Below are 20,999 nucleotides of genomic sequence, written 5' to 3'. Positions count from 1 at the left end.
TCCCCTTGTTGGTTGAGGCGCCCTTCCCCCGCCGGTTGAGGTGCGAGGCTCGCCCGCTGGGCGGCCTCGCACCTCAACCGACGCGAGGGACATCGACGAGCGGAAGCCGGGCGAGGAGGTCACGTGAAATCCAGGGTGACGCTGCCGAGTCCGGCGAACTCGGCGACGAAGTTGTCGCCGGAGGCGATGTCGAAGGCACGGGTGGCCGTGCCGGGCAGGATCACATCACCCTTGCGCAGCCGCACCCCGAAACTCGACACCTTGTTGGCCAGCCACGACACCGAGTTGAGCGGATTGCCCAGCACCGCCGACGAATTGCCCTTGGCCACCACCTCGCCGTTGCGGGTCAGGGTGGCGTCGATATCGCCGACGTCGATGTCGCTCATCGCCACCCGCTGCTCTCCGAGGATCCAGCCGCACGATGAGGCATTGTCGGCGATGGTATCGACGAGGGTGATCTTCCAGTCCTTGATCCGGGAGTCGATGAGTTCGATGGACGGGACCACCCATTCGATCGCGGCGATCACGTCCTCACGGGTACAGCCCTCACCGGGCAGGTCCTCGCCGAGGATGAATCCGACCTCCACCTCGACACGCGGGATACACAGCGCATGGAAATCGATGGGCGTGGATTCGAAGTACCGCATGGTGTCGAGCAGATGCCCGTAGTCGGGTTCGTCGACGCCCATCATCGTCTGCATCGCCTCCGACGCCAGACCCACCTTGTGGCCGGCGACGGCGGCACCGGCGTCGAGCCGCTTGCCGATGTTGATGAGCTGGATCTCGTAGGCATCCACCACGTCGAGGCCCGCGTGATCGTCGGATGGCCGATCGATCGCGGTCGCGGTCCGCTCAGCTGTCCATAGAGCATCGGCGATCTGGTGCCGTGTGGCCTGGTCCACCGCCATGTGGGTCTCGCTTCCTGGTGTCACGGGTGTGCTCGTGCCCTGCACGATCACACCCCATACTAGAACACGTTCCAGTTTTGGGAACACCGCGCACGCACCTGATGCTCGAGGCTGCCACAACGGGCGACCCGAGAAAGCGGTCGCACCCACTGGGCGGAATGGACACCTGTCTACCCGAGTCTGGCACTTTTCTGCAACGTGTTCTAATTTGGGAAAGAACTCGTTGCACCCCGTGGCGAACGAAGGGACCCCCATGGCCGACGCGAACACGCCGAGCACCCCCACGACCGGAACGTCCAGCACCACCGGCGCGGCTGACATCACCGGAAAGCCCGCCACCGCCGGCGAGGCGGGCACAACCGAAACCTACGACGTCATCGTGGTCGGCGCGGGCGCCGCCGGAATGAGTGCGGCCATCACCGCCGCGGGTAAGGGCCTGGCGACGATCCTCATCGAGAAGTCACCGTACTGGGGCGGTTCCACCTCCCGTTCGGGCGGCGGCGTGTGGATCCCCAACAACTCGGTCCTCAAGAACGACGGCGTCGACGACACCGTGGCCAAGGCCCGCGAGTACGTGCACGCGATCATCGGCGAACACGCCCCGGCCGCGAAGATCGACGCCTACATCGACCGCGGCCCCGAGGCCCTCGACTTCCTGATGGCGCACGCCCCGCTGGAGTTCGAGTGGGTCAAGAACTACTCCGACTACTACCCGGAGGCCCCCGGCGGCCGGTTGGCCGGCCGGTCCATCGAACCCACCCCGTTCGACGCCCGCCGCCTCGGCGAGGACTTCAAAACCCTGCACCCGCCGTATTCCAAGGCGCCACTGAATATGGTTGTGCTGCAGAGTGATTACCGCTGGCTCAACGTGGGTCTGCGGCACTGGCGCGGTATCGCCCGGACCGCCCGGGTCGGTGGGCGGTTCTTCGTCGCCAAGTCCCGCAAGAAGAAGCTGATCGCGATGGGTGCGGCACTGGCCGCCGAACTGTTCCTCGGCGTGCGCCAGGCCGGCGTGCCGGTGAAACTCAACACCGGCCTGACCGACCTGATCACCGAGGACGGCCGTGTCGTCGGCGTGGTCGCCGAATCGAACGGCACACCGATCGAGCTGCGTGCGCGCTACGGCGTCATCCTCGGCTCCGGCGGCTTCGAGAACAACCCGGAGATGCGCAAGAAGTATCAGCGCGACCCGATCGGCTCGGACTGGACCACCGGCGCACCGTCGAACACCGGCGACGGCATCACCGCCGGCCTCAAGATCGGCGCGGCGGTGTCGATGATGGACGACGCCTGGTGGGGCCCGACCATCCCGCTGCCGAAGGGCCCGTGGTTCGCCCTGTCCGAGCGCGCGGTGCCCGGCACGTTCATGGTCAACGAGCGCGGCGAGCGCTTCATGAACGAGTCACTGCCGTATGTCGAGGCGGTGCACCGGATGTACGGCGGTGAGTTCGGCCAGGGCGAAGGCCCGGGCGTCAACGTCCCGGCCTGGCTGATCATGGATCAGCGCTGCCGTAACCGGTATCTGTTCGCCGGCGTCAACGCCCGCCAATCGCTGCCGCGCAAGTGGCTCGAATCAGGTGTGGTGGTCAAGGCCGCCACGCTCACCGAGCTGGCCGGCAAGATCGGTGTGCCCGTCGAGGCGCTCACCGCCACGACCGAACGATTCAACGGATTCGCCCGCGCGGGTGTCGACGAGGACTTCGGCCGGGGCAAGAGCGGTTACGACCACTACTACGGCGACCCGACCAACAAACCCAACCCCAGCCTGGGCCCCGTCGACAGAGCCCCGTTCTACGCGGTCAAGATGGTGCCCGGCGACCTCGGCACCAAGGGCGGCATCGATACCGATGCCGCGGGCCGCGCCCTGCGTCCCGACGGTTCGGTCATCGACGGCCTGTACGCGGCGGGCAACACCAGCGCCCCGGTGATGGGCCACACCTATGCCGGTCCCGGCGCCACCATCGGCCCCGCACTGGTGTTCGGCTATCTCGCCGCGCTCGATGCCGCCGAGAAGGCCGGGAATCCGGCCACGTCACCGGCCGCGAAGGGAGCATGAACCGTGCCCATCAATCCTGATATCGCCATCGGCGCCGACATCGGCGAAGACTCCTACAGCTGGTCGGCCTCCGATGTCGCGCTGTACAACCTCGCGGTGGGCGCCGCCGCCGACCCGATGGACGAGGCCGGTCTCGGCTATGTCCACGATTCGGCGCCCAAGGTGCTGCCGTCGTTCGCGACAGTGGCCCCCACCTTCCACGCCACCGAGGCCCCGACGGTGGTGTTTCCCGGTATCGACATCGACCTGGCCAAGGTGGTGCACGCGGGCCAGCAGGTGAGTGTCCATCGCCCGATCCCCGCTTCCGGCAAGGCCACCACACGCGGGCGCATCGCCGAGGTGTGGGACAAAGGGTCCGCCGCGGTCATCGTGCAGGAATTCACCACCGTCGACGACGCGGGTGAACTGCTGTGGACCACCCGGTCGTCGATCTTCGCCTCCGGCGAGGGCGGGTTCGGCGGGGAACGCGGCGCGTCGGACAAGGTCGTCCTGCCCGATCGCGACCCCGACCACCGGATCGAGATTCCGACGCTGCCCCAGCAGGCGCTGTACTACCGGCTGTGCGGCGACCGCAATCCTCTGCACAGCGATCCCGCGTTCGCGAAGAACGCCGGTTTCCCACGGCCCATCCTGCACGGCAGGTGCACCTACGGCGCGGTCCTGCGGGCACTCGTCGACGAACTGCACGGTTCTGATGTCACCGCGGTCACCGACTTCTCGGCGACGTTCGCGGGCGTGGTGTTTCCGGGCGAGACGCTCGTCGTCGACGTCTGGGAGCAGGACCGGCTGCTGGCGGTGGCGCGGGTGGCCGAGCGTCCGGACGCGGTGGTCCTGAAGAACATCGTGTGCTCCTCGGACAAGGTGTCCACGGTGTAGAAAATTGGCTGCTCCGAACCAGTTTCGCCGGCTGCGCGATTCGGGCGGACCACACGAAACACTCACTGTGGCATACAAGTACTCTCTACGACGGTAACCAGAACCATCCTCGTTCCCGACCGTTTCGGCGGTGGGACCGGGGGTGCCCGACAGAGGCCGGCGGCGACCACCGGCGGCCCATCGCGCTAGGGAGATACATCATGAGTGATTCGTTGCAGCACCTGCTCGAGCCGGGCCGACGCGAGGCGGTCGTCGCCGATCTCGCGGCCGTCATCGACTCCGAGGTGGCCGACAAGAAGGGCCTGAGCGGAACCGCGATCAAGGGCGGCTACAACACGGCCAACAAGTTCAAGCCGGGCTTGGTTCCGCACGCCACCGACAAGCTGCTCCCGGAGTTCGTGAGCGCGCTCACGCCGTTCTGGGATTCGCGTCCGGCCGGGGCCGCGTTCGGTGACCACCTGGCCGCCAACTCCGATGCCGCCGCCGAGGCGCTGCTGGCCATCACCGACCACCACGCCGCATCCGCGAAGGCACCGCTGGCCAAGGCGTACAACCTGCTGCGCGGCAAGGCGAAGGAGAACGTCGCCGACGCACTCCCCCGTGTCGGCGACGCCATCGAGAAGAACGCCTGATCTTCCCGCGGCCGCTGATCGAGGTGCGCGTAGTTGAGGTACGCGGAACCGCCGGGCGGTGATCCACCGGAGCCCGGTGAGAGGACGATGTCGTCTCACCGGGTTTCGAGGCTCGCAAGCTCGCACCTCAACCGGCATCGATCAAGCCCGTGCCTCAATCGGCGGCGGTCTGGTTCGCATCTCAATCAGCGACCATCAAGCCACACCTCGACCGGCGACGGTCCGGCCGACCGAATCAGACTGTTGCTGAATATCTTTCAGAATAGAGAATCAGGTCGCCGACGACAGGATCAGCAGCAGGCACACCACCACGCCGACAAGTGCGCCGAGCATCACCAGCAGCCGCCATACCCGCGCGCGGACCGCCTGGAACTGCTCCCCCGACGCTGACGTGATCTCCGGTGATGCCATGTCTCCACACTTCCTGAGCACCGACAGTTTCTTGGCACACTCGGCTCACCGCACACGCTTGCAGGATTCCGGCCCGCCGGGCTGGGCTTGGGCGAGGCCAAGAGCATCTGTGTTATGGGACTAATGTAGCCTTCTGTGGCCGACATGTCGCGATACACGCCGCACGCGCACTAAGAACCTGTGTTTCCGGTCACGGTAGCAGGGGTATGGTCGTCCGCACCATCCAGGTCCGCATCGCCGCCGGTGTCCCCGTCGGTATCCAAGTCCAAGTCGTCGGTATCCAAGTCCAAGTCGTCGGTATCCAAGTCCAAGTCGTCGGTATCCAAGTCCAAGTCCAAGTCCGGCTCCGCGGCGGGCGGGGTTTCGAGGCGGCTCGGTGTCAGCCAGGCCAATGCCGCCGCTCCCACCAGGGTCACCACGCCCACGACGATGTAGCCGTGGCTCATCGGCACCATCCAGGCATCCTTGGCCCCGTCGATGATGGTCGCGGCCACCCCGGGCGCCTGGTCGCGCAGGGCATCGGCCACCGCGAGCGCCTCGGCGAGGGACTGCCGGACATGCTCGGCGACGGTATCGGCCTGTTGTGCGGCGTCCTGCGCGGCGGCCGGGTTTCCGCCCGCCGCCAGTTGCCTGCCGAGTTCGTCGATCTGATCTCGGGCCTGGTCGGCGGTGGAACCGATACGCGCGTCGAATCCGGCCGCCATGATGCTGCCCGAGATCGCGATGCCGATCGCGGCGCCGAGCTCACGGGCGGTGTCGTTGACAGCCGACCCCACGCCCTGATTGTCCTGCGGTGTGTTGGTCATGATCGCCGCGGTCGACGGTGCTCCGGCCAGCCCCAGCCCGACGGCGAAGGTCATCATCGGGAAGAGCAGCATCCAGTATTCGGAGTAGTCGAACAGACCGAGGGCCACCACACCCACCCCACCGGCGCCGATGCCCGCGGCGATGAAGAGTTTGAGCGCGTGCCAGCGCGCCACGGCCATCGTGGCGAACGGCGCGATGCCCGCCACGCCGACGACGATGGGCATCAGCGCGAGGGCGGACTTGAGCGGCGAGTAGCCGAAGATCAGCTGAACCTGCTGCAGGAACACGAAGAACAACCCGAAGGCCAGGAAGAACTGCACGAGCACCGACAGTGAGCCTGCCGCGAAAGCCCTGTTGCGGAACAGATTCACGTCAAGCAGCGGCGCCGGGCTGCGCGCCTCGCCCACGTAGAACGCGATACCCAGCCCGATTCCGCCGACCAGACACAGCAGCACCACCGGCGACGTCCAGCCCAGGTGCGGGGCCTCGATGAGGCCGAACACCAGGATGGTCACCGCCGCCACCGAGGTCGCCGCACCCATGACGTCAAACTGTCCCGGGTCGGGATCCTTGGACGTGCCGATCGTCAGCGAGAGCACCAAAATCGTCGCCGACACCACGGCGAACATGATGAAAATCGACTTCCAGGAGAAGAACTCCAGCAGTACGCCGGTGATCAGGATGCCGAAGATCGCACCGGCACCGACCACCGCCGCCCAGATGCTGATGCCCAGCGCCCGCTTGTCGGCCGGTACGCCGGTGGTGATCAACGACAAAGTGGTGGGCATGATCAACGCGGCACCTAGGCCGCACGCCGCACGCGAGGCGATCATCGCCACCGGATCGGTGCACCAGATCGCCACCAGCGAGGCCAGGCCGAAGATCACCAGCCCGGCAATCAGGACCTCTCTGCGTCCCAGCCGATCCCCGAGCGCGCCCGCGGGGAGCAGCAACGCTGCCAGGGCGAGGGTGTAGCCGTCCATGATCCAGGTCATCTGCCCGGAGTCGGCGCCGGTGACCAGAGCGATCTCCGGCAGCGCCGTGGTCAGACCGGCCATCGCCGCGATCACCATCGACACCGCGACGGAGGCGACCGTGATCACCCACGCCGACCGTAGATCCATGCTGCGAAGTCTGTTCATCGGTGGCCTCCTCCGCCGTCGGCACCGGAGACGGCCAACTTTCCAGACACGCTACTTCGTTGACTGCGGTCAGCGAAAGGGGGGCGGCGAAAGGCCGTGGTCACAAGGTCGGACGGAAAACCGAGGTAGCGCAACCCGCTATGAATGCGGCGGTCGGCGACGGGCAACGCCGGAGGCCACGGCGGATTCAGCCGCGCAGGCCCACGATCATGTCGGTCAGCAGGTCCACCATCTCGTCCTCGCTGACCGTCACCGATTGAGCGCGCACGGTGTGCCAGGACCGGTCGAGCAGACCGAAGACAGCGCTGCCGACGACCTCGGGCGAATGATCGCCCGCCGCCGACAGGCCCTGGCCGAGCATCCATGACACGCGGGTCTGCATGCGCCGATAGCCCTCCCGGAAGACGTCGTCGTCGGGGCCGGAGTGCGCACCCGCCATGGCGAACGCGCCGTGCCGGTCCATATACGCGAAGTACTCGCCGACGAACCCCCGGATATCCTCGGCCGAGCACCTCGCGGGCAGTGCGCTCCACCGTCCGAGCACGTCCCGCAGATCCCGATAGGCACGCTCGGACAGGATGTCGAAGATCTCGCGCTTGTCCTTGAAGTAGGTGTAGAAGCCCGCTCGCGAGATCCCGCAGGCCTCGGTGATCGCGTTGACGGCGACCCCTGCGTACCCGCGCTCGTAGAACAGTCGCCGCGCGGCGTCGAGGATGGCCTCCCGGGTCCGCTCGGCGCGGCTGCCGCCGGCCACCTCCATCCTGCGCGGACCGGAGACGAGGTCCTGGGCGGGGTCATGTCCGGCGGCATCGGCGATTGTCACGTCCACCAGACTACACACCCGGCGGACTGCCGGACACATCTGTCAAGTCGAATAGTCAAAGGTCAACAGCACAAGTCCGCCATATCCGACGATTTCTTGACACAACCGTCAAGAAGTGCCAAGCTCGATATCAGCCCAGCTGGACAATCAGACCGCCCCAGAAGACCGGCATCTCTCCCATAACCCATATCGTAAGCGCTACAGTATGGGTAGAACGAAAGGAGCTCTGCCATGGAAATGAACGACATGATCCTGATGAGCGTCGACGATCACATCATCGAGCCGCCGGATATGTTCGACAATCACCTGCCCCCCAAGTACAAAGACGACGCCCCGCGGCTGATCCATATGGAGAACGGCGCGGACATGTGGAAGTTCCGCGACCGCATCATCCCCAACGTCGCCCTCAACGCCGTCGCCGGCCGCCCCAAGGAGGAGTACGGCCTCGAGCCCGAGGGCCTCGACGAGATCCGGCCCGGCTGCTACAACGCCGCCGAACGCGTGAAGGACATGAATGCCGGCGGTGTCCTGGCAGGCATGAACTTCCCGTCGTTCCCCGGTTTCGCCGCCCGCCTGTTCGCCACCGAGGATTCCGACTTCTCCCTCGCTCTGGTGCAGGCCTACAACGACTGGCACATCGACGAGTGGTGCGGCGAGCACCCGGGCCGCTTCATCCCGATGGGCCTGCCGGTGATCTGGGATGCCGAGCTGTGCGCACAGGAGATCCGGCGCAATGCCAAGAAGGGCGTGCATTCGCTGACCTTCACCGAGAACCCCGCCGCGCTGGGCTACCCGAGCTTCCACTCGGACTACTGGGATCCGGTGTGGAAGGCACTCGTCGACACCGACACCGTGATGTGCGTGCATATCGGCTCGTCGGGCAAGCTGTCGATCCCGGCCGTCGACTCGCCGCCGGACGTGATGATCACGCTGCAGCCGATGAACATCGTCAACGCCGCCGCCGACCTGCTGTGGTCGGCGCCGATCAAGAAGTACAAGGACCTCAAGATCGCGCTGTCCGAGGGCGGCACCGGCTGGATCCCCTACTTCCTCGAGCGCGTCGACCGCACGTTCGACATGCACTCCACCTGGACGATGCAGAACTTCGACGGCAAGCTGCCCAGCGAGGTGTTCAAGGAGCACTTCCTCACCTGCTTCATCAGCGACCCGCTCGGCGTCAAGCTGCGGCACGACATCGGCATCGACAACATCTCGTGGGAGATGGACTATCCGCATTCGGATTCCATGTGGCCCCATGCCCCCGAGGAGCTCTGGAGCGTCTTCCAGGAGGCTCAGGTTCCCGACGACGAGATCAACAAGATCACGTTCGAGAACACGATGAAGTGGTACCACTTCGACCCGTTCAAGCACATTCCTAAGGAACAGTGCACCGTCGGAGCGCTGCGTGCCCAGGCCCAGGGCCACGACGTCTCCATCCAGGCACTCAGCCACCATCAGTCGAGTGCCGAAGAAAAGCTTGCCGCGTGGGAGCAGCAGATTCAGGCCGCTGCCGCGCAGCAGACCTAACAGCCCACTAGTAGGAGAAAGCCATGGAAGTTCCGTTCACGTGGTTCGCGACCGGTTGGTACGTCATCGGCTGGTCACAGGAGTTCGAGCAGGGCCAGTCCAAGCCGCTGCATTACTTCGGCGAGGATCTGGTCGGTTACCGCGACGACAACGGTGAGATTCACGTGCTCACCGGCAACTGCAAGCATCTCGGTGCGCATCTCGGCTACGGCGGCAAGGTCGTCGGCGATTGCATCGAATGCCCGTTCCATGGCTGGCGCTGGGGCCCCGACGGCAGGCATGCGTACATGCCGTCGGAGCCCGGCCGCACGATGAAGTCGATGAAGCTGCGCTCGTACCCGATTCACGAATCGCACGGCGTCGTGTTCATGTGGTATCACCCGCACGGTGAGGCCCCCCGGTGGTCGCCGCCGGACATCTTCACCAAGTTCCCCGAGGTCACCGACACCCCCGACAAGTACTACCGGTCGTATCCGGAGTTCTCGGTCAAGTGCGAGGGCGAGAACGTCCATCCGCAGGTCGTTGCCGAAAATGCCCCGGACAGTGCGCATTTCCGCTACGTTCATCACGCCACCGTCACCCCGGTCTGCCTCAAGTGGGAGATCCAGGACAACGAGTGGCAGTTCCTCACCGGCTGGCCCGATGTCAACAGCCCCGACCCGGATGCGATGTCCCTGCGCGTGCACAGTCACATCGCCGGCCTGGGGTATGCGATCACCGCGTTCGAAGGGGTGCAGCAGCACCGGCTGATCTTCGCCTGCACACCCACCGATCAGGGCAAGTCCGACCTATTCTACACCATCTGGTGGCCCAAGCCCGAGGGTGAAACCTCCGACGTACCACCACCGGAAGTCCAGAAGCTGGTGGAAAAGCGCTTCCTGCAAACGGTCTGGGACGATCTGAGTATCTGGCGCTACCAGAAGTACGTCGAGCGCCCGCCGCTTGACCGGATCGACGCCAAGCCTTATATGGCCATGCGCCGCTGGGCAACCCAGTTCTACGAGGTCGACGCCGACTGGCGTCCCGGCGACCCGCCGGCGACGGCCGGAGAAAAAGCCGAAGTGGCCGCGGTGACATAGCCGGTCTGGGCTTCGGGCAGAATCACGGGGCGGTCAGCACACACGAGTGCACTCACGGCCACGACCCCCGCCGGGCGGGGCTCCGCTCCCCCGGCGCCGACATATCCTGCTGAGCGGCACACATCGAGCCCGGCCGGGGACCGGAATGTGCTACTAGTTTCGGAGGAAGCATGATCGACTGACCGGATCTGCGGGCTGTCGGTCTTGGGTGCCGGGAGAATCACGTCGCCCGAGACCGGCGCGCGCATTCCCGCCGGACCTGGAACTCAAGGAGCGAGATGTTCGGATCGGGCCGCGCACGGGCCATCATCGTCGCCATCGCGATCGCAGCAGCACTGTTGCTGTGCGCCACCCCCATCGGCTCGGCGGCCCCACAACGCGGCGGGCCGACGGACACGGCTCCGGTGCCCTCTATGGGCTGCAAGGCCGCGCCCGTACCACCCGGGACGTCGCTCCAGCTGTTCTCCGCGGCGGGCCGCTCCGGCGACTACCTGAGGGAAGTTCCGGCGCTTGCCAAGCGAACACCGATGCCAGTGGTCTTCGATATCCACGGGTACCTGCAGCCCGGTGCTATCCAGGCAGCCTGGAGCGGAATGGGCCCCTACGGGGCACGTCACGGGTTCGCCGTCATCACCCCGGAAACCCACGTGCTGCCACCCCAGTGGGATTTCGGCGAGAACGGACGGGACATCGCGTTCCTGTCGGCGCTGCTGACGCACGTCGAGAAGACCTTGTGCCTGGACAAACGTCGCATCTACGTCACCGGGCTGTCGATGGGAGCCTTCACCACATCGTCGATCGCCTGCCAGCTCGCCGACCGGTTCGCCGCCGCGGCACCGGTATCGGGTATCCAGAACTTTCAGTGGTGCAATCCGTCCCGCCCCGTTCCGGTGGTGGCTTTCCACGGCACAGGCGACAAGATACTTTCCTATTCGGGCGGACTCGGTCCTCACGGATTGCTGCTTCCCGCGCTCGACGGGTCACCCCGCACCATCGGTCAACAGCTCCGTGACGGCCCCGTGCCAACAACAATGCCCCGTTCGGAAACCGTTCGATCGCAAACGGCCGCATGGGCCAAGCGTAACGGCTGCTCCTCGAAGACGACGGCACGCCGGATCACCCATGATGTGACCCGAACCCAATGGTCTTGCCGCGCAGACGGCGCTGCCGAGCTGTACACCATTCACGGTGGCGGGCACAATTGGCCGGGCGGAGATCCGCTGCTGGCGTTCACCCCGATCACCGGACCGATCACCTCATCGATCAGCGCGACCCGGATCATCTGGGACTTCTTCCGCGCCCACCCGATCACCGGACCGATCCACACGTAGGGGCGACTCACCCGCGCCGGATTCCCGAAATCGGGACCGCCACGAACCGGCCATCGGGAATCCGGCCGAGTTTCTTGATATCGACATGGATCAGGTCACCGGCGGCATCGTGCTCGTCGCGGTGTGGTTGGGGGTGCGCACGGGTAGTCCGGTGCCCTGGTCCAGGTGGTGCAGCAGCGGCATCCGGTAGCGACGCAGGACCGCCTCGACGGTCGATCGCGCGATCTTCAAGTGCGGTGATCGATGTGGTCTGACGGCGTGATGCAGGTAGGCATACCCCGGGCGCTGCTGCTTCTTGCGTTGGCGGCTTTGGGCCCACCCAAGGACGCGGTGTCCGCCACGCAGCAATGCGTGCTGCTCCCCAACGACGCAGGAAGCGCACCTTGATGATTCGTCGTTCCCGGCGCCGCGCCGGCCGGCGGGGCGAACGGTGTGGGCGACTGGACACATCGGACATGCACGCCGGCGCCGCGCTCGCGGTAGCGGTCAGCCCACTTCTTCGCTGTGGCCGGTGAACAGTTGAACCGTTCAGCTGCTCGGCGCAGTGGCCAGTGATCCTCGACGACACACCGAGCCAGACTCAGGCGTCCACGTTCGGTCAGGAAAGCATTACGGTGGGTCATGAGGGCCTCTCGGTGTTCGGCGTGTGTGTGGTAACCACACCGACACCGGAGGCCCTCACCCGTTCACAGCCGCCACGCCGTTCACAACCTCCCTGGGAGTTACACCTAGGCCGGCGGTGCCGCCGCGGCCGGGTCGGGGTTGGCGATGGGCAGACCCATGAACCGGCGGGCGTTGTCGCCCACGAAGTCCCAGGTGCGCCGGTTGTCCATGCCTTCGGCGTACTTCCAGTAGCCCTTCGGCTCCGGCAAACCTTCGGGGTGCGGATAGTCCGATCCGAACATCACCCGGTCCCAGCCGACGGTTTCGACGACGTCGGCCACCGACCCCTCCCAGAACGGGCTGACCCAGATGTTGCGGCGGAACACCTCCAGGGGGTCTTCGGGAAAGTTCTGCGGCATCTTCTTGGTGAGATCGTGCAGGTCGTGGAACAGCGGGTGAATCCACGAGCTTCCGTTCTCCACACTCGCGATCCGCAGCTTTGGGAACCGGGTCAGCGTGCCGTGGCAGATGAGGCTACCGATCATGTCGGAGATCTCCCGGTGTCCGAGCACCAGCCACCGGAACGAGCTCATCGCCATGAAGTTCTTGGTACTCGGCGGCTCCCACTTGTTGACGTACTCATCGAGCGGAGGCTGGCTGGCATGCAACACGATCGGCAGCCCGGCCGCTTCGATGTCTGCCCACAGCGGGTCGAATTCGGGCAGCGCGGGCGAGCGCCAGCCGTGCAGACCCTTCACCGGTGCCGGTTTGATGAGCGCGACCTTGGCACCGTTGTCGAGGATGTATTCGAGTTCGCGGCGGGCATCGTCGACCTCGGAACAATTGATGACCGGTGTCGAGAACACTCGATCCTGATAGTTGAACTGCCAGTGCTCCAACATCCACTGATTGAGCGCGTGGATGATGGCCAGAGTCAGCTCCGGATCCTCAGCTGACGAATGCTCTACCAAGCTCGCAAGTGTCGGATAGTTGAGGCATTCCCGCACACCTTGCCGATCCAGTTCCGCAACCCGGTCGTCAGGGCTGCGGGTGGCCTCCGGCGCATCGATGGCCTTGCCCTGCATCTCGCGCAGGGTCAGTCCCTCTGAGTTTTCGCCGGCGAAGAATTTCTCGTGCGCGCCGGGGGCAGCGACCCGATCGAAGGTCGGGTTGGGGATGAAGTCGGTGATCACGCCGTTGATCGCGATCCTGCTGTGCCGCCCGACCTGCACGTACTGCACTGCGGTGCGGTATTTTTCGGGAAGAAACTTGGTGAGTGCCTCCGCCGTCTCATACATGTGGGTGTCGGCGTCGAAGACCGGCGCGTTGGCGCGGGCATCGGAGTTGTCGGGCACATCGATGGCACCCATTATTGCTTGAGTCATGGACTGCTCCTGCTGGTGATCGCATGGGTGGTGCCGGTCAGGCGACCACACCGCGCACTTTGAGGTCGACGACGGTGTCCCAGTCGTAGCCCAGGTCGGCGAGTATGGCGTCGCCGTGTTCGGACAGACCCGGTCCGCGGCGGGTGACGGCGGGCTTACCGTCATATTGCACGGGGGCGGTCACCAGGTCGAACGGGACTCCCGCGTCGGTAGTACAGGTTTGCACGAGTCCATTGGCCACCACCTGCGGATCATCGAGCACCTGCACCGGATCCTGGATGACCGTCCACTGCCCCTTGAAGTCCGCGAGCACACTGCGCCAGTGATCGAGTTTTTCCTTGGCGAAGATTTCGGCCAGGAGGTCCATCACCCGACCGGCATTGGCCATCAGCGACTGGTAATCCGCGAAGCGGGGGTCGGCGACCAGGTCGGGCCGGCCGAGCACCTCACACAGCGGCGCCCAGTACGCCGCCGGTTGCAGACAGCACAGCCCGATCCACCGATGATCGGCCGTTTCATACGTGTGTGACAAAGGGTTTCGGGCCGGTGGCGGCCAGGACCATTCGCGCGTGAGGGCTGCCGAGGAGATCGACCCGCTCATCGCCCACATGCCGGTGGCCAGCAGCGACACGTCGACCACGGGCGCCTCACCGGTGGTGGCCCGGTGGTAGAGCGCGCCCATCAGACCGGCGGCGATGGTGGTGGCGCCGATCAGGTCACCGAAGCCGGGGCTCGGCAGGTAGGGCGGTGAACTGCCGGCCGGGGCGGCGCCGAGCGCCGCGCCGGTCCGGTACCAGAAGCCGAGCAAGTCGTAGGACCCGTTGTCGGCTTCCGGGCCGCGTTCACCGTTTCCGGTGGCACGGGCGTAGATGATGTCCGGGTTGCATCTGCGGATGTCGTCGACGTCGATGCGCAGGCGCTTACGGACTCGCGGTACCTTGTTTGTGACGAAGATATCGGCGTCGGCCACCAGCCGGTACAGGATGTCCCGGCCGTCGTCGGTCGAAAGATCCAGGCCCAGACTGCGTTTGCCGCGGTTGTTGCTCTCGAACAGGGGCAGAACGTCGTCATTGCCCAGGGCCCGCAGACCACGGCCTGCGTCACCCTTTTCCACCGGTTCAATCTTGATGACGTCGGCACCCCAGTCGCTCAGAAGTGCGCATGCCGCCGGGCCGAATGCCTGTTCGGCAACCTCAACGATGCGCACCCCCTTCATCACGGCGGTCATCGGCCACCCGCTACGTCAGTTGTGTTGTAGGCAGCCATCACGCTGTCCCTTGTCCTTTCGGGCTGTTATCGGCAAACGCGGATCAGTGCGTGACCGTCTTGGGCATGTCGATGTTGTACACCCGTGCTGCGGTACCGCCGAGGATCTTCTCGCGGTCCTCCCACGGCACATCGTGGTCCTTGAAGATGCTCGCGATACCGTCCAGCGGGGACGGGTACAGGCATGTCGGGTGCGGGAAGTCCGACTCGAACATGATGTTGTCGGGGGTGAGCTGGTCGGCGTACCACGTGAAGTTCGGATCGCCCTCGCCCTCGAACCAGAAGCAGGAATACATCTGCCGGCGGAAGTACTCCGACGGCTTGAGTTCGAGATAGTCGACGCCGTTCTCCTCGGCCTGGTAGTCCAGCGCGGTGAGCATGAATGGGATCCAGCCGATACCGCTCTCCACCGAGACCAGCTTGAGCTTCTTGTGTCGGTCGAGCATGCCCGAGTAGATCAGGTTGGCCATGATGCGCGCGTTGGACAGGTACAGCATGCAGGTACCGATGGCCAGGCGGGCATCGTTGTTGAGTGAGGGCCAGGGCGCGGTTCCGTGGTAGCTGGCCTGTGAAACACTTGCTCCCACATGGAAATTCACCGGAACATCAAGGTCTTCGCAGGCATCCCACAGCGGGCTGTAGAACTTGTCCGACAGGTCGGGGAAGCCCTGATTCTGCGGGTCGGCGTTGGTGTTGACGCCCTTGAGACCCATGCCGTGGCAGCGTTCGACCTCCTTGACGGCCAGGTCGATGTCCCACCAGGGGATCAGGCCCATACCCATGAGCCGGCCGTTCGACTGTTCCTGCATCTCGGCCATCGTGTCGTTCCAGATGGTAAAGATCAGCATGCGCAGTTCAGGGTCGGCGACGCTGGCCAGTCCCTGCCCGCCGAAGCCGACGGCGTTGGGATACAGGATCTGTCCCCAGATGCCCACATCGTCCATCAGCGCCAGACGCGGCTCCGTCAGACTCGCGGCCGGGGACACGTCGGTGAGCGGCCAGTGGATGAAATCACTGCCCTTGACCTTGTGGTTACTCTTGTTGACCACGCTGGCACCGCCGGCGAAGCCGATGCAGGTGTCGTCACCGACGATCCAGGCCGGGGTGCCGCCCTCGTGGACCTGACGCGGACGCCAGCCGGCACGCTTGGCGAAGTCCTCTTCTTGCAGCAGCGCCACGCGCGGCACGAGGTCCTTGAACTTCTCCGGCGCCCGCGATGTCCACAGGTCACCGGGTTCGGTGAGGTGGGTGTCGACATCGATCACCGGAATCCCCTTGATGGGGGCCAGCTTCGGGTCGTTGCGGTTCGTGGGTTGCACTGACGGGTCTTCTACGACGGTCATTGTTCCTACTCCTAAATTTTCACCGATAGTGATCAGACGCCGGTATCCGGACGCCGAAATTGTGGGGCCGACCAGCCTTCTTCCTGGTCGACGAAATACACCTCGAGCGGCTCACCGATCCGCAGGCCGTCCGGATCCACGCCGGTCATGTTGGACACCAGCCTGGTGCCCTCGTCGAGGGCGACGACCACGACGATCGGCGGTTCATTGAATCCTGGCGGAAGCGGCTGGTGGACAACCACATAGCTGTAGAGGGTGCCGCGCCCGCTCAGCTCGGCGACCTCCCATTCGAGGCTGTGGCAGTCGGGGCAGACCGGACCGGGCGGATGCCGCAGCTGTCCGCATGCCGAGCAGCACTGCGCGACGAGCCGGTGTTCGCGGGCCGCGGCCCAGAAGAACTCGGTGTCGCGGTTGACCTTCGGAATGGGTCGTCCCCTGGTGATCTCTGCCGCCGTAGCCGTGGTTCCGGTCATCACGCCACCCCCAGGATCACGCCGCTGGTGGCCACGTAGGGGCCGCCGGTGACGATGGCGTGCCGGGCATCGGGCACCTGGTTGACGGCGGTGCCGCGGAGCTGGCGGACCGCTTCGACGAGCCCATTGAAGCCGTGCATGTATGCCTCGGACAATTGCCCCCCATTGGTATTGGTCGGGATCGCACCATCTATGCGGGTGGCACCGTCTCGGACCAGGTCGGGCGCCTCGCCCGGGCCGCAGAAGCCCAGTGCCTCGAGCTGCATCAGGATGGCGGGGCTGAAATGGTCGTACAGCACGGCCACATCGAGGTCTGCCGGCGCCAGGTCGGACTGCCGGTAGAGCTGGTCACCGACGATCTTGGTCTCCTCCACCCCGGCGATGTCGTCGCGGTACATCGAGGCCATTCCGTGTTGCCGTGCGGCGATGCCCATCGCGCTGCCGAGGACCCGCACCGGTGCGTGTCGCAGCTGCGCAGCCCGGTCGGCGGAAGTGACGACCAGCGCCACACCACCATCGGTCTCCTGGCAGCAGTCGAGCAACCGCAGCGGGTCGGCGATCATCCGGGAGGCCTGATGATCGTCCAGCGCCATCGGCTTGCCGTAGAAGAAGGCGTCTGGATTGGTGACCGCGTACTCACGCTGAACTACCGGCTGTAGGCCGAAATCTGCCGCGTCAACGTTGTACTGGTGCATGTAGCGGCGGGCACTGTGCGCCATGAAGGCGGCAGGTGTGGCCATCCCGAAGGGCGCGGACCACGCCCGCTCGGCCTCGGCGGTCGTAACCTCCTGCGATTCGAACGCCAGCGGCTGACCGAAACGGCGGCCGGACCGCTCGTTCATCGCCCGATAGCACAGCACCACCGACGCCTTGCCGGTCTCGATTGCCATGGCCGCCAAGGCGATAGCACCCGGCGCACCACCGCCACCGGCCGAGGTACGGGCGAAGAAGTCGACCTCGTACACACCGAGATTCCTCGCCAGGGTGCTTTCATCATTGTTGTCGATCGAGAACGTCACAAAACCGTCGACATCGCCGGGGGCCACACCCGCGTCGGCGAGGGCGGCCAGACTGGCTTCGGCGGCCAGGCACAGCTCACTGCGTCCGGACTTCTTCGAGTATTCGGTTGTACCTATGCCGACTATCGCGGCGCCGGAATTGTTCATGGACTGCTCCTGAGCGCACGTCACCGTCCCCCGAATACAACCGGGGGCAGAAAGTGCGTATGGGGTTGTGACCGAGGCGTTTTGTCAGACACCGGCCGGGACGCGGGAGGGGAGCTCGCTGCGCGGGTCCACCGGAATCGGAGGGACCAGGGTCACCGCTCCCGCCTCGCCCAGAAGAGCACCGGCGCGGCGGGAGCGGCGCTTGCTGTCGGACCAGCGGGAACGCTCCCGCGACCATTCGCGCAGGGCCCCGGCGAGGTCCGCGTCGGCGCCGGGCGCCGAGGCTGTGTCGACCAGGATCAGTTCGTGCCGGCGACCCCTACCACAGGCATCGGCCAGGCAGGCCGCCAGATGATGAGCATCATCGGAATCATCTGCGCCGTAGTGGATCACGGCATCGACGGTGCCGGCCAGGTACCGTGCCATCACGACTGCCGCACCGACCGATGCCATGTCGCGTACGTCCAGCGGAACACCGAACGCCGAGCCACCCTGCCGACGGATCCGGTCAGCTACGGCGTCGCCGACCTCGGCGTCGACGGCACCCACGATGAGCAGGTATCCCTCGGAAGCAAGCTGTTCGGCGTTCGCCCGCGCATGCTCGTCGGCGACGTCGGTGATAAACACCACGAGGCAGTCGTCCTCGCAGCACATGTCCAAAGCGGTGGTCATCGATTCTCCTGTGGGGTGTCTGACTGTCGTCGGGCGATATCGACCAGCCCGGCGACGAGGACTTCCTCTTCGGCCGCACGGTCGGCGCGGCGACGTTCGTACACCTCGGCGAGGTTCATCGCTGCCTCGACATGGGTGCCGATGTGAAAGTCCCTGATGGCGAAGAAGATCAAGCTGGTCAGCTCCGGCCCGTTGGGGTGATCGGGCAGCACCCGCTCACGTAGTCCCGTCAGAAATCCGGCCGAACGGGTGGTCATGGTCTCGATGAGCTCGAGTGCCGCTGCCGAGGTTTTGGGGTCTTTGCGCAAGTTGGACACGATCTGAATGCCCGTGTAGTACTCGCTGCGCGAGTAGTGGTCGCGGAGGATCCGGTGAAAGGAGCGAATACGTTCTTCGATGGTGTCGCCGGTGATCGGCGAGTGTGCCATCTCGATCAGTTTCTCCCACTCACTTTCGAACGCGGCCAGCAGCAGCGCTTCGCGGGATCCGAACTGACGCTGGATCACGCCCCAGGTCAGCCCGGCCCGACGGGCGATCTCGTTGGACGAGGCCCGGTACAACCCGACGTCGTCGATCGTGGCCAGTGCCGCCTCGATCATCCGGGTCCTCGTCGGACTCGTGCCGACTGAGCTCGATGCGGAGCTGCCGGACACCTCACCACCATCGGAGATCGGAGCACCCAACTCCGAAACCCTCTGGGCTGAGGCGGTTTCCGCATTCGTGGTCATGTGATCCTCCTTGTGCGCAGAGCGCGCGGCCGCCCGTGATCGTAAAGACCGGAATTGCTGCGGCGGCCACCATGCCGGCCAATGCTGTGGCTGGCGTCACAGGCGATAGTAGTCACTATCGCCCCTGTCGTCAACACCGCCCCGATCGGTGCTCCGACGTTGCCTAATCGCCGGGACTAGGCCACAATAATGAGGTCTGGCTCACAGATCTGCCCATCCTGCAGCCACTCGCGAGTTCGTTGAACACGACGCTCGCCCGCACGCCGCCCGGCCGCTGCGACAACCCCCGCAAACCGCGAAACCCGCAGCCACCGTATGAACCCGGATCCGAATACCGACCCCACCGTCGGTGCCATATCCGATTGCCCGACCGTGATCTCACCAACCGTCGTCACAGCCCGACACCCGGCGATGAGCCCGCGGCGGAACCGAGACTTCAGCCAACAGATGGAGGAACACCCGATGAGTGCCCCGACGGCTCCCATGGCCGACAGCGTGGAATTCAATCCCTACAGCGAAACCTTTTTCAACAACCCGTACGACACCTATCGCCGACTGCGCGACGAGGCGCCGCTCTATCACAATGCCGAGTACGGATTCTGGGCGATCAGCCGCTACGAGGACATCGCTCCCGCCTACAAGGATTCGGCCACTTTCTCCTCGGCCAAGGGCGTCACTCTGGACATGATCAAGATCGCCGAGCTCCTCAAGGGGATTCCACCGCAGCTCATCATGCTCGACCCACCCGAGCACGACCGGATGCGGCGACTGGTCAGCAAGGCGTTCACCCCGCGTGCGGTCAAGAGCTGGGCCGACCTGGTCACCGAGACCATTCACGGATTCTTCGACGACATCGCCGACCCCACCTCGTTCGACGCCGTCGGCGAGTTCGCTGCCCTGTTTCCGGTCGAGATCATCTGCAGGATCCTGGGCGTACCCGCCGAGTACCGGCAGCAGATCCGGTTGTGGATCGACACCTACCTGGCCCGCGAACCCGGCAACATGATGATGAGCCAGGCCGGTGCCGAGGCATCGATCGCGATGGGCCAGTTCTTCGAGGCGCTACTGGCCGAACGCAAGGCCGCCCCCCGGGACGACATGCTCAGCGAGCTGATCGCCGCCGAGTACGTCGACACCGACGGCGAGACCAAACGCCTGAGCGACGAGGAGATCATCGGCTTCTGTCGGCTTCTCGGCGGTGCGGGAGCCGAGACCGTCACCAAGCTGATCAGCAACGCCCTCGTCGTCTTCGCCGACCACCCCGACCAGTGGGAGGCCCTGCGCCAGGACCGCGACAAGGTGCCCGACGCCATCGAGGAACTGGTCCGCTTCGACGGCCCGTTGCAGTACAACTTCCGGGTCACCACCCGTGAGGTAACCTTCTACGGCGAAACCATTCCGGCCGACTCCCCCATCATGCTGATCACCGGCGCCGCCAATCGCGATGACCGGGTTTTCGAGAACCCCGATGTCTTCGACATCAACCGCAAGCGCCCATTCGGCTACAATCTGGGCTTCGGATACGGCACCCACAGCTGCCTCGGTGCACCGCTGGCACGGATGGAGAGCCGGGTCGCACTGAACCTGTTGCTCGACAAGCTGCCCCGGTACGAGATCGACCGCAGCAACCTGAGCCGGGTGTCGATGACCAATGTCGCCGGCTGGAAGAGTGTGCCGGTGCGCGCGCTCCCCGCCGAGTAACGCCCCGACCAATCAGGCCCCGGCACCGTCGACGGTGCCGGGGCCTTTGCCGCTCTGTGTTCGGGCAGGC

At 65.4% G+C, this 20,999-nt stretch carries 19 protein-coding genes and 1 pseudogene; 7 read left to right on the top strand and 13 right to left on the bottom strand.

Annotated features, from left to right (window positions below; translation table 11 throughout):
- Positions 1 to 119: 119 nt before the first annotated feature.
- Positions 120 to 908, bottom strand: a complete 789-nt coding sequence (locus GII31_RS03290) for a 2-keto-4-pentenoate hydratase (protein ID WP_213246783.1) — start codon at positions 906 to 908, stop codon at positions 120 to 122.
- 253 nt (positions 909 to 1,161) lie between these two features.
- Between GII31_RS03290 and kstD the strand changes: the two genes are divergently transcribed.
- The 3 genes from kstD to GII31_RS03275 all read left to right on the top strand — a co-directional run bounded on the left by kstD (position 1,162) and on the right by GII31_RS03275 (position 4,472).
- A complete protein-coding gene (kstD, locus tag GII31_RS03285) occupies positions 1,162 to 2,964 on the top strand; it encodes a 3-oxosteroid 1-dehydrogenase (protein ID WP_246222085.1) in 1,803 nt (600 codons plus the stop codon).
- A gap of 3 nt (positions 2,965 to 2,967) precedes the next feature.
- Entirely contained in the window at positions 2,968 to 3,840 is an 873-nt protein-coding gene (locus tag GII31_RS03280) for a MaoC/PaaZ C-terminal domain-containing protein (RefSeq protein ID WP_213246781.1), read from the top strand.
- A gap of 200 nt (positions 3,841 to 4,040) precedes the next feature.
- On the top strand, positions 4,041 to 4,472 hold the full coding sequence (locus tag GII31_RS03275; protein ID WP_213246779.1) for a DUF6918 family protein: 432 nt from the start codon (positions 4,041 to 4,043) through the stop codon (positions 4,470 to 4,472).
- A gap of 270 nt (positions 4,473 to 4,742) precedes the next feature.
- Here the strand turns inward: GII31_RS03275 and GII31_RS03270 are convergent, their stop codons facing one another.
- From GII31_RS03270 to GII31_RS03260, 3 genes are all read right to left on the bottom strand, one after another.
- Complete coding sequence (locus GII31_RS03270; RefSeq protein WP_213246777.1) at positions 4,743 to 4,883, bottom strand: hypothetical protein; 141 nt, start codon at positions 4,881 to 4,883, stop codon at positions 4,743 to 4,745.
- Positions 4,884 to 5,053: 170 nt separating this feature from the next.
- Positions 5,054 to 6,832: an MFS transporter gene (locus tag GII31_RS03265; RefSeq protein ID WP_213246775.1), complete on the bottom strand. Its 1,779-nt coding sequence runs from the start codon at positions 6,830 to 6,832 to the stop codon at positions 5,054 to 5,056.
- Between the two features lie 187 nt (positions 6,833 to 7,019).
- Positions 7,020 to 7,655 (bottom strand): TetR/AcrR family transcriptional regulator, encoded by a 636-nt coding sequence (locus tag GII31_RS03260; RefSeq protein WP_246222084.1) that lies wholly within the window; start codon positions 7,653 to 7,655, stop codon positions 7,020 to 7,022.
- Between the two features lie 231 nt (positions 7,656 to 7,886).
- Between GII31_RS03260 and GII31_RS03255 the strand changes: the two genes are divergently transcribed.
- The 3 genes from GII31_RS03255 (at position 7,887) to GII31_RS03245 (ending at position 11,592) form a co-directional block, all read left to right on the top strand.
- Positions 7,887 to 9,182, top strand: coding sequence for an amidohydrolase family protein (locus GII31_RS03255; protein ID WP_213246771.1), 1,296 nt, complete (start codon positions 7,887 to 7,889; stop codon positions 9,180 to 9,182).
- Positions 9,183 to 9,205: 23 nt separating this feature from the next.
- Positions 9,206 to 10,261: a Rieske 2Fe-2S domain-containing protein gene (locus tag GII31_RS03250; protein WP_213246768.1), complete on the top strand. Its 1,056-nt coding sequence runs from the start codon at positions 9,206 to 9,208 to the stop codon at positions 10,259 to 10,261.
- Between the two features lie 278 nt (positions 10,262 to 10,539).
- Positions 10,540 to 11,592, top strand: coding sequence for an alpha/beta hydrolase family esterase (locus GII31_RS03245; protein ID WP_213246766.1), 1,053 nt, complete (start codon positions 10,540 to 10,542; stop codon positions 11,590 to 11,592).
- Positions 11,593 to 11,641: 49 nt separating this feature from the next.
- Here the strand turns inward: GII31_RS03245 and GII31_RS03240 are convergent.
- From GII31_RS03240 to GII31_RS03200, 9 genes and pseudogenes are all read right to left on the bottom strand, one after another.
- Positions 11,642 to 11,826 (bottom strand): annotated as a pseudogene (locus GII31_RS03240) (IS481 family transposase); the annotation flags it as partial.
- Positions 11,820 to 12,215, bottom strand: a complete 396-nt coding sequence (locus tag GII31_RS03235) for a helix-turn-helix domain-containing protein (RefSeq protein WP_407649878.1) — start codon at positions 12,213 to 12,215, stop codon at positions 11,820 to 11,822. The gene GII31_RS03235 and the pseudogene GII31_RS03240, both read right to left, overlap by 7 nt.
- 105 nt (positions 12,216 to 12,320) lie before the next feature.
- Complete coding sequence (locus GII31_RS03230) at positions 12,321 to 13,580, bottom strand: amidohydrolase family protein (RefSeq protein WP_213246764.1); 1,260 nt, start codon at positions 13,578 to 13,580, stop codon at positions 12,321 to 12,323.
- Between the two features lie 37 nt (positions 13,581 to 13,617).
- On the bottom strand, positions 13,618 to 14,808 hold the full coding sequence (locus GII31_RS03225) for a CaiB/BaiF CoA transferase family protein (protein ID WP_213246762.1): 1,191 nt from the start codon (positions 14,806 to 14,808) through the stop codon (positions 13,618 to 13,620).
- An 82-nt stretch (positions 14,809 to 14,890) separates the two neighbouring features.
- Positions 14,891 to 16,189 carry an amidohydrolase family protein gene (locus GII31_RS03220; RefSeq protein ID WP_213246760.1) on the bottom strand — a complete coding sequence of 433 codons (1,299 nt, stop codon included), beginning with the start codon at positions 16,187 to 16,189 and terminating at the stop codon, positions 14,891 to 14,893.
- A gap of 32 nt (positions 16,190 to 16,221) precedes the next feature.
- The gene (locus GII31_RS03215; protein ID WP_213246758.1) at positions 16,222 to 16,662 is read right to left on the bottom strand and encodes a Zn-ribbon domain-containing OB-fold protein; all 441 of its coding nucleotides are present in this window, start codon (positions 16,660 to 16,662) and stop codon (positions 16,222 to 16,224) included.
- Positions 16,662 to 17,828 carry a thiolase C-terminal domain-containing protein gene (locus tag GII31_RS03210; protein WP_213246756.1) on the bottom strand — a complete coding sequence of 389 codons (1,167 nt, stop codon included), beginning with the start codon at positions 17,826 to 17,828 and terminating at the stop codon, positions 16,662 to 16,664. The genes GII31_RS03215 and GII31_RS03210 overlap by 1 nt, the downstream gene beginning before the upstream one ends.
- A gap of 84 nt (positions 17,829 to 17,912) precedes the next feature.
- A complete protein-coding gene (locus tag GII31_RS03205) occupies positions 17,913 to 18,500 on the bottom strand; it encodes a Rossmann-fold NAD(P)-binding domain-containing protein (protein ID WP_213246754.1) in 588 nt (195 codons plus the stop codon).
- Complete coding sequence (locus GII31_RS03200) at positions 18,497 to 19,228, bottom strand: TetR/AcrR family transcriptional regulator (protein ID WP_213246752.1); 732 nt, start codon at positions 19,226 to 19,228, stop codon at positions 18,497 to 18,499. The genes GII31_RS03205 and GII31_RS03200 overlap by 4 nt, the downstream gene beginning before the upstream one ends.
- Positions 19,229 to 19,690: 462 nt before the next feature.
- Here GII31_RS03200 and GII31_RS03195 point away from each other — a divergent pair, with 462 nt between their 5' ends.
- Positions 19,691 to 20,929: a cytochrome P450 gene (locus tag GII31_RS03195; protein WP_213246750.1), complete on the top strand. Its 1,239-nt coding sequence runs from the start codon at positions 19,691 to 19,693 to the stop codon at positions 20,927 to 20,929.
- Positions 20,930 to 20,999 lie beyond the last annotated feature (70 nt).

Source organism: Gordonia pseudamarae (assembly GCF_025273675.1).
GTDB classification, from domain to species: Bacteria; Actinomycetota; Actinomycetes; order Mycobacteriales; family Mycobacteriaceae; genus Gordonia; species Gordonia pseudamarae.
The sequence above is the reverse complement of the archived record's forward strand: the minus strand, read 5'-3'. Positions and strand labels throughout refer to the sequence as shown.

Bases quoted from the DNA above. Each gene is read 5' to 3' on its own strand.
- GII31_RS03290 (WP_213246783.1), bottom strand. From the start codon at position 908: ATGGCGGTGGACCAGGCCACACGGCACCAGATCGCCGATGCTCTATGG.
- kstD (WP_246222085.1), top strand. From the start codon at position 1,162: ATGGCCGACGCGAACACGCCGAGCACCCCCACGACCGGAACGTCCAGC.
- GII31_RS03275 (WP_213246779.1), top strand. From the start codon at position 4,041: ATGAGTGATTCGTTGCAGCACCTGCTCGAGCCGGGCCGACGCGAGGCG.
- GII31_RS03270 (WP_213246777.1), bottom strand. From the start codon at position 4,883: ATGGCATCACCGGAGATCACGTCAGCGTCGGGGGAGCAGTTCCAGGCG.
- GII31_RS03265 (WP_213246775.1), bottom strand. From the start codon at position 6,832: ATGAACAGACTTCGCAGCATGGATCTACGGTCGGCGTGGGTGATCACG.
- GII31_RS03255 (WP_213246771.1), top strand. From the start codon at position 7,887: ATGGAAATGAACGACATGATCCTGATGAGCGTCGACGATCACATCATC.
- GII31_RS03250 (WP_213246768.1), top strand. From the start codon at position 9,206: ATGGAAGTTCCGTTCACGTGGTTCGCGACCGGTTGGTACGTCATCGGC.
- GII31_RS03245 (WP_213246766.1), top strand. From the start codon at position 10,540: ATGTTCGGATCGGGCCGCGCACGGGCCATCATCGTCGCCATCGCGATC.
- GII31_RS03235 (WP_407649878.1), bottom strand. From the start codon at position 12,215: ATGACCCACCGTAATGCTTTCCTGACCGAACGTGGACGCCTGAGTCTG.
- GII31_RS03230 (WP_213246764.1), bottom strand. From the start codon at position 13,580: ATGACTCAAGCAATAATGGGTGCCATCGATGTGCCCGACAACTCCGAT.
- GII31_RS03225 (WP_213246762.1), bottom strand. From the start codon at position 14,808: ATGACCGCCGTGATGAAGGGGGTGCGCATCGTTGAGGTTGCCGAACAG.
- GII31_RS03220 (WP_213246760.1), bottom strand. From the start codon at position 16,189: ATGACCGTCGTAGAAGACCCGTCAGTGCAACCCACGAACCGCAACGAC.
- GII31_RS03215 (WP_213246758.1), bottom strand. From the start codon at position 16,662: ATGACCGGAACCACGGCTACGGCGGCAGAGATCACCAGGGGACGACCC.
- GII31_RS03210 (WP_213246756.1), bottom strand. From the start codon at position 17,828: ATGAACAATTCCGGCGCCGCGATAGTCGGCATAGGTACAACCGAATAC.
- GII31_RS03205 (WP_213246754.1), bottom strand. From the start codon at position 18,500: ATGACCACCGCTTTGGACATGTGCTGCGAGGACGACTGCCTCGTGGTG.
- GII31_RS03200 (WP_213246752.1), bottom strand. From the start codon at position 19,228: ATGACCACGAATGCGGAAACCGCCTCAGCCCAGAGGGTTTCGGAGTTG.
- GII31_RS03195 (WP_213246750.1), top strand. From the start codon at position 19,691: ATGAGTGCCCCGACGGCTCCCATGGCCGACAGCGTGGAATTCAATCCC.